Below are 5,140 nucleotides of genomic sequence, written 5' to 3' on the forward strand. Positions count from 1 at the left end.
CTGCGGCGATTTCCTCAAGGCCGACCTGCATGGCCTCGCGATAATTCATGACTTCCTTAACATCATCCTGACGCTCCGCGGAAACGACGACACCGACATTCTCTCCGAGAATTTCATCAAACGTCGTTACCGTGCCTTCGATGACGTTGGAACTCTGCGCTTCCTTCAGCAGCCAGGTAAGCCAGAACAGATCGGCTTTTGCCGATGCCAGCATCATGCCGTTGAGCTGCGCCAGGGCGGCAGTCGCATAAAAATCCAGCATGCCGAAATGCCCCCACCTGTCTTCACTCACATCAAGAGGAAGCATGGGGGGAACGAAGGGCCTGATATTCATATATACCTCAACCATGCCAAACGGAAAAAAGGCCAAGCGTCCATAAGGAGACACGATATCAGCTGTTGTGTCAACTCAAAAGCCTTTTACTTGACACAACGCCCGTTGTGCAAACTGCGGTTGCATCACCCACCCTCCGGCGCGGGGCGCGGGGAAGAAGCGAGGGCGGGGAAGAAGCGAGGGCGGCGCATGCCCGCCGCAAAAGCCGGGGGCGCAAGAAAAAACCGCCCTGCCGGGAGGCGCAGGCCGGGCGCAAAGACGGGGGCCGAACCCGGGCGCAGAAAAAGACGTCCTGCCCTCTCGCCCCAGGTTCCGGGGCGCAAAGCCCGGGCGGGGCCCCCTCTTTCCTGCCGGGCAGGGGCGGGCCTCCACGCCGTTCCCGCGCAATTTTCAAGAGGCACATCATTCCCCGCGCCCGGCCTGCCGCAGGGGCGGTCCCTTCTTGCTCCCCGCCCATGCTCTCACAGGCCCGGGGACGGGGCGCGGGCGAGGCTAAGGCCGACGCAAAAGAAGGCGCGGGAGGGGCAGCGCAAACGGCTCCCGGAACGGAGGCCGAGCGGCGCGCCCGGCCTGCCGTTCCCGCGCAATTTTCAAGAGGCACATCATCCCCGGGGAGCTTTGTGCACAGTTTCCCTTGCCCATCGAAAGCGAAGGGCATACAAGGAAGGCATGAAACGCATCCGTTGCCTTATGCTGCTCACGCTTTTCGCGCTTCTGCTTGCCCCCGCGCTCCTGCGCGCCGAGCCCGGTTTTCCGGCAAAAAGCGAGGAAAGCCCTGCACAGCCCGAGCCTTTTCCCACGGCCCCGGGGCAGGATATCGCCTGGCTTCCGCTGGAAGATGGGCTGGACATGGCGCTGCTTTCCTTCACGGAAAAGGGCGGCGGGGAATTCAGCCGCCGCATCACCATCCGCGCCCTCAGGTTCGACACGTCGCGCTACGATATCTGCCTGTGCAGCTCCCGCTGGGAGAAGGCGGGCGTGCCCACGCTGCGCGAGTGGGCGGAAAAAAAGGATCTCACGGCGGCAATCAACGCCTGCATGTACCTGAAGGACGGGCAGACCTCCACCGGCTACATGCGCGGCGGCGACAAGATCAACAACGGGCGCATCGTGTCGCGCTACGGCTCCTTCTTCGTGGCCTCTCCCCGTGTCCCGGGCCTGCCCCGCGCCGCCGTGCTCGACCGCAATGTGGACGACTGGCGCTCCCTCCTGCCGCAGTACGATATCGTGGTGCAGAATTTCCGCCTCATGGGGCCGGGCGGGGAGCAGGTATGGCCGGAACACGGGCCGGAACACGCCGTGGCCGCCATTGCCGAAGACATGAACGGCCGCATCCTCTTCCTTCTCGGGGCCGACCCTTCCTCGGTGCACGACTTCGTGAAGGCCCTGAACGCCCACAAGGGCCTGAACCTCAATTCCGCCATGTATGTGGAAGGCGGGAGCGAGGCTTCCCTGCTGCTGCGCCTTTCGGGCCGCACACACCTGTGGAGCGGCATGTCTCCTGCAAGCTACCTGCTCTCCTCACGCGGGGACGATTTCCCCCTGCCCAACATCCTCGGCATCCGCCGCCGCTGATTCTTTGCCGAGGAGCATGTCGCGCAGGCGCCGTGCCGCAAGGCTCAGGGTATGGCCCTCGTATTCCAGCAGGCTGATGCGCCGCAAAGGAAGAGGCTCAGCAAGGTTCACGGCGAAAAGCTCGCCCTCCTCCACGGCGCGCGACGCCGTCTGCTCCGGCACGAATCCCACGCCCAGGCCGTGCCGCGCAAGCTCGAGCACGATATCGGAGGATTCCGGCTCCATGGCCGGATCCAGCTCCAGCCCGCGGGATTTGAAGACCTCCTCCAGAAAATCGAAGGTGAGGGACTCGCGCCTGTGGCAGATCACGGCCTCGCGGGAAAGTTCCTCCAGCGTGACGGCCCTGCCCCGGAGATGCCCGTAATAGCCCGGCGCGGCCACAAAGGCATCCTTAAAGGAAGAAAGCGGTGTTTCCCGGAGAAAGCGGAAGCTTCCCCCCGCCACGGCCGCCACGGCGAAATCGATGACGCCGGATTTCAAGTCCTCCATGGCCCGGCGCGACGTGCCGCCGTAAAGGCGTATCTTCACCCCCGGGTAACGGGCGTGGAAGGCGTCGAGCCGCGATAACAGCCAGCTGCGCAATGCAGTTTCGCTGGTACCTAAGGCTATGCTGCCCGAGAGGAGGCCCACGGCCTCTTCCACGGCTTCCCTGCCCCGGCGCAGGTTTTCGCAGCCCGCTTCCACATGGGCATAGAAAAGCCTCCCCTCCGGCGTGAGCTCCACCCCGCGCCGGTTGCGTATGAACAGGCGGCACCCGAGCTGCCGCTCAAGCTCCGCCATGGCCCGCGAAACGGCGGGCTGGCTGGTGAAAAGCATGCCTGCCGCCCGGCTGAAGCTGCCGCAGCGCGCCGCATGATAGAACATGCGGCAAAGCTCCCAGTTGAGTTCCATATCTTCTCCCTGAGAAAAAACCGTTTCCGCAGACAGGAAGCCCTGCCCGGATGCCGTGCCGGGGAAAAGCCCGGCCGGAACACGCCCCGGAACAGCCGCAATCCCCAAAGAAACGCGGAAAAACCGGGCCGCACCATCCCTCCCGTGCAGGCCCCGCCGCAGGGAAGAGACGCGCAGAAAGCCGTGCGCTCCCGCCGTCGGCCTGCGGCGCGCCCGCCAAGGCCCGGATGCCGTATCCTGTCCGGGGGCGGTTTACGCGCATGCCTCAAAAAACGCCGCGCAAGAAGCAGGGCTTCAGTGCGGGGATTCCTCGACGCGGAGATACTCAGGCACACGCCTTTCCGCCCCGATGCCCGGCTCAGGATGCCTGCGCTCTAGGCCGCCCCGCTTCTTGCGCGCCTCCTGCCGGAAGCCGGGACTGCCGCCTTATTATACGTTTATGATATACCTGCCATATCAAATGAGTATTTTACCGTATCACGGCCCCCTGCTATAGGCAAGGAGGACGCGCCTTCCGGCGCGCCCGGGCCTTTGCACGGGGACATGCCATGAATCGCGGATATATCTTCATTCTTCTTGCTACGGTCTTTTTCAGTTCCATGGAAGTGGCGCTCAAAACCGTGGCGCTCGATTTCAACCCCATGCAGCTCAACTGCACGCGCTTTCTTGTGGGCGGGCTTCTGCTCATTCCCTTTGCCCTGCGCGGCCTGAGGCAGCACGGGGCATCGCTCTCGCTTTCCGCCTGGAAGGGTTTTGCGGGCCTCGGCTTTCTCGGCCTTGTGGTGAGCATGATGTTCTACCAAGTGTCCATACTCTATGCGCCCGCCTCGGTGGTGAGCGTGCTTTTCAGCTGCAACCCGGTGCTTGTGCTGGCCTTCGCCTTCCTCATCCTGCGCGCCGACATAAGGCCCCAGCACATTGCGGCGCTGGCGGTGGAAGTGGCGGCCGCCCTCATCATCATCGACCCGCTGCACACCAGCCTCGACCCCACGGGCGTCGTGCTCGTGCTTCTTTCCGCCGCCACCTTCGCGCTCTACGCCGTGCTCGGCAAGAAAATGTGCGCCCGCTATTCCGGCGTGGCCGTCACCTGTTTCAGCTGCCTTGCCGCGAGCCTCCAGATGATCGCGCTCATGCTCGCAAGCCACATACCCCCGCTGGCCGACATGCTGCGCGAAACTGCGCCCATGTTCGCCGAAATCCCCTTCTTCAGCGGCTACAGGCCGGACAATATCCTGAACGTGCTCTACATCTGCGTGTTCGTCACGGCCGGGGGCTATGCCTGCTACTTCATGGGCATGGAAGCCACCTCCGCCATGCAGGGCTCGCTTGTCTTCTTCTTCAAGCCCGTGCTGGCCCCCATCCTCGCCATGCTGATCCTCGGCGAAAACATTCCCTGGAACATGTGGGCGGGCATTGTCCTCATGCTCGCCGCCTCCATGATTTCCATGATCCCCACCTGGGAAGCGCTTATGGCCGTAAGGCCCCTCATCGTCCGCCACCTCCTGCATAAAGGGCGATAGAACCGCTTCCCCCTGCCCGCAAACGCGCATCCACGTCCCCCTCCCATGCGGGCATGGCCCGCTTCTCCACACCCCTGCGGAGAAGCGGGATTTTTTATCCCCGGCCGGAACGAAACGCGGGCCGGAACATCTCAGGGACGCCGAAGGCGCGCTTCCCGGAAAAGTACCGCGGGGAAAGGGCCGGAGGGCACGGGGAGCGGGATTGCCGAAAGAACGCAGGTGCGGGGGAATCCCCTCTGCCGAGAGTACCAGCGACAAAATCCTCCCCGGTCTCCACAGGGGCTTCCCTCATATCGAACAAATTAAACGAACAGAGGATCGGCATAGCCTGTCGAACCTCCCCTTCGGACAAGAGAAAACTGATATCCATAACGGCATCATGCCGCCTGACCCGTCCACATCTCACACTGGTTCATCACCGTATGCAGGGCATCCTCCATGCCTTCCGGCGGATACTTATGTTTTTTCAGCAATCGCTTCACCAAACGCCGCATACCGGCTCTTGCACTTTCCTTCCGCTGCCAGTCGATGGTCCGATTCTTCCGCAGTGCATCGGCCAGTTCCCGGGTAAGGGCAATCAGTTCTTCATGGGTATAAAAATCCTTAATCGCCTGCGGCTTTGTGAGCGCATCGTAGAACGCCAGTTCTTCCTCATTCAGGCCAAGCTTTTCGCCTTCCGCATGGGATTCCGCCATATCCCCGGCCAGCCTCAAAAGTTCCCGGATAATTTCTTCGTTGGTCAACATCCCCTTGAGATAACGGCTCATGGCGTTCTGAATCATTTCCGAACACTTTTCCGACTTCACCACATTGGTGCGCC

The 5,140-nt window shown here is 62.5% G+C and carries 5 protein-coding genes; 2 read left to right on the forward strand and 3 right to left on the reverse strand.

Annotated features, from left to right (window positions below):
* A partial coding sequence (locus tag K8W16_RS08765) for a Fic/DOC family N-terminal domain-containing protein (protein ID WP_304122768.1) occupies positions 1–334 on the reverse strand: 334 nt, incomplete at its 3' end.
* A 669-nt stretch (positions 335–1,003) separates the two neighbouring features.
* Between K8W16_RS08765 and K8W16_RS08770 the strand changes: the two genes are divergently transcribed.
* A complete protein-coding gene (locus K8W16_RS08770) occupies positions 1,004–1,909 on the forward strand; it encodes a hypothetical protein (RefSeq protein WP_304122769.1) in 906 nt (301 codons plus the stop codon).
* Here K8W16_RS08770 and K8W16_RS08775 read toward each other — a convergent pair.
* Complete coding sequence (locus K8W16_RS08775) at positions 1,856–2,800, reverse strand: LysR family transcriptional regulator (RefSeq protein WP_304122770.1); 945 nt, start codon at positions 2,798–2,800, stop codon at positions 1,856–1,858. The genes K8W16_RS08770 and K8W16_RS08775 overlap by 54 nt on opposite strands.
* A 548-nt stretch (positions 2,801–3,348) precedes the next feature.
* Here K8W16_RS08775 and K8W16_RS08780 point away from each other — a divergent pair.
* A complete protein-coding gene (locus K8W16_RS08780; RefSeq protein ID WP_304122771.1) occupies positions 3,349–4,320 on the forward strand; it encodes a DMT family transporter in 972 nt (323 codons plus the stop codon).
* A 377-nt stretch (positions 4,321–4,697) separates the two neighbouring features.
* Here K8W16_RS08780 and K8W16_RS08785 read toward each other — a convergent pair.
* The coding region (locus K8W16_RS08785) for a type I restriction enzyme endonuclease domain-containing protein (RefSeq protein WP_304122772.1) at positions 4,698–5,140 on the reverse strand (443 nt) is incomplete at its 5' end.

Source organism: Mailhella massiliensis (assembly GCF_020741395.1).
Taxonomy (GTDB): Bacteria; Desulfobacterota; Desulfovibrionia; order Desulfovibrionales; family Desulfovibrionaceae; genus Mailhella; species Mailhella massiliensis_A.